Consider the following 2,500-nt stretch of genomic DNA (forward strand, 5'->3'; position numbering starts at 1 on the left):
CGGCGGGCTGAGTTTTTCGGGGCGGACCGGAAAGACTCGGATCTGCTCCCGCCCGCAAACCGCTTCGAGCACACAGGGGGCAGCGGCTGCAGCTCCAGATTGCGGAACTCGGCCGCAGCTGCAGCTGCGTCCGCAGATGCCGGACTCGAGCGCGGCCTTCGGCCTTCGGACAGCCCGTGTGCGCATTTTGTTCAATCGAATCGAGCGCAGTCCCCTCGAGCTGAACAGACCGGACTGGCCAGCCCTCTGACTACTGGACGATTCTCCCAGACTGCCATCCTAGAGCTCCACCATCATCCTGAGGTGCCCGGCGAAGCCGGGCCTCGAAGGAGGGTCCAGGGAACGCCTAATTCAGATCGCCGGGCGGATTCGCCGGACGTCGTCTGCAAGCGGCAATGCCCCAGCGGATCTTCCATCGAGGCCTCGTTCACGCCATGCACCTCGGGAGGATGGCGGGGCCCATCGATCAGCTTGGAGGATTCAGCGGGTTCCACTGAAGCCAGGCCACCTGAGGCATGTTTTTCCCCGTGTTGGTTGTTTTGGTTTTGGGGATGATGGCGAAGGCTTTGTTTTTGCGCCAGTGTCCTTGAGGGAGCTGGAGCTTCGTCCGGTCGGATCGGGGGTTGGCTCGGCCGCGGCCACCCGGTTTTGAGCTTGCGCGCTTGTGCGGGTCTGTTCCGGGCAGGTGCTGTTCCGCGCCGTGGCGCTAGTGCCGGCGTCGCCGCCGCCCTGCCCTCGCCGCCCTGCCGTCTTCCGCGCCTTGGTGCTTGTGGCGACGTCCGGCCTGGGACCGCCGGCGTCCGGCGTGATGGCGTCGCTTCCCGGCGGTTTTCGTGGTGCTTGAACGCAAAAACCCCGCCGGCGAAGGTGTCGCGCGGCGGGGTTTTTGTTGTGTTTCATCGTAGAGAGAATGTTTCGAAGGGTTTCTGTGCTTTGCAGGCCTGGCAGCGACCTACTCTCCCGTGTCTTAAGACAAAGTACCATTGGCGCGGAGGAGTTTAACGGCCGAGTTCGGAATGGGATCGGGTTCAGGCTCCTCGCCATGACCACCAGGCCGGCGAAGCACAGAAGAAACTGGTTTTGCAGGGTTAGCTGCTTTTGTCGTCGATGGTCATCTGCGTTGGAGCGGATGAGCATGGATTAATGGGAGTGATCAAGCCGATCGAGTTATTAGTACCGGTAAGCTGCATGCATTGCTGCACTTCCACACCCGGCCTATCAACGTGGTGGTCTACCACGACTCTCAAGGGAATACTCGTTTTGAGGTGGGTTTCCCGCTTAGATGCCTTCAGCGGTTATCCCGTCCGTACATAGCTACCCTGCAATGCGGCTGGCGCCACAACAGGTCCACCAGAGGTACGTCCATCCCGGTCCTCTCGTACTAAGGACAGATCCTCTCAATATTCCTACACCCACGGCAGATAGGGACCGAACTGTCTCACGACGTTCTGAACCCAACTCACGTACCACTTTAATCGGCGAACAGCCGAACCCTTGGGACCTTCTCCAGCCCCAGGATGTGATGAGTCGACATCGAGGTGCCAAACGATGCCGTCGATATGGACTCTTGGGCATCATCAGCCTGTTATCCCCAGAGTACCTTTTATCCGTTGAGCGATGGCCCGTCCACGTGGGACCACCGGATCACTATGGCCGACTTTCGTCTCTGCTCGACTTGTCAGTCTCGCAGTCAGGCGGGCTTATGCCATTGCACTCGACGACCGATTTCCGACCGGTCTGAGCCCACCATCGCGCGCCTCCGTTACACTTTGGGAGGCGACCGCCCCAGTCAAACTACCCACCATGCACGGTCCCGGATCCGGATGACGGACCGCGGTTAGACATTCATATTCACAAGGGTGGTATTTCAAGGATGGCTCCACACGAGCTGGCGCCCATGCTTCAAAGCCTACCACCTATCCTACACATGCAAACACGAATGCCAGTGCAAAGCTATAGTAAAGGTTCATGGGGTCTTTCCGTCTGACCGCGGGAACCCCGCATCTTCACGGGGAATTCAATTTCACTGAGTAGGTGCTGGAGACAGCGGGGAAGTCGTTACGCCATTCGTGCAGGTCGGAACTTACCCGACAAGGAATTTCGCTACCTTAGGACCGTTATAGTTACGGCCGCCGTTTACCGGGGCTTCAATTCAATGCTTGCACATCTCCTCTTAACCTTCCGGCACCGGGCAGGCGTCAGACCCTATACGTCGCCTTACGGCTTCGCAGAGCCCTGTGTTTTAGGTAAACAGTCGCTACCCCCTAGTCTGTGCCCCCCCGACCTGGTTGCCCAAGCCGAGGGCCTCCTTCTCCCGAAGTTACGGAGGCAATTTGCCGAGTTCCTTCAGCACCATTCTCTCAAGCGCCTTGGTATACTCTACCAGTCCACCTGTGTCGGTTTAGGGTACGGTCTATACGCGGGAGCTATTTCCTGGAACACCTTCACCGCAGCACCAATCCAATAAGGCACTACGATACACGGCATTCGTCACTACCCG

At 58.8% G+C, this 2,500-nt stretch carries 2 rRNA genes (1 of these 2 cut by a window edge); both read right to left on the reverse strand.

Annotated features, from left to right (window positions below):
• Window positions 1–939: 939 nt before the first annotated feature.
• Window positions 940–1,054, reverse strand: a 5S ribosomal RNA gene (rrf, locus tag AC6HZP_RS00005).
• Between the two features lie 95 nt (window positions 1,055–1,149).
• A 23S ribosomal RNA gene (locus tag AC6HZP_RS00010) occupies window positions 1,150–2,500 on the reverse strand; it runs 1,401 nt beyond the window's last position.

It is taken from the genome of Kaistia sp. SLG-1 (assembly GCF_059699055.1).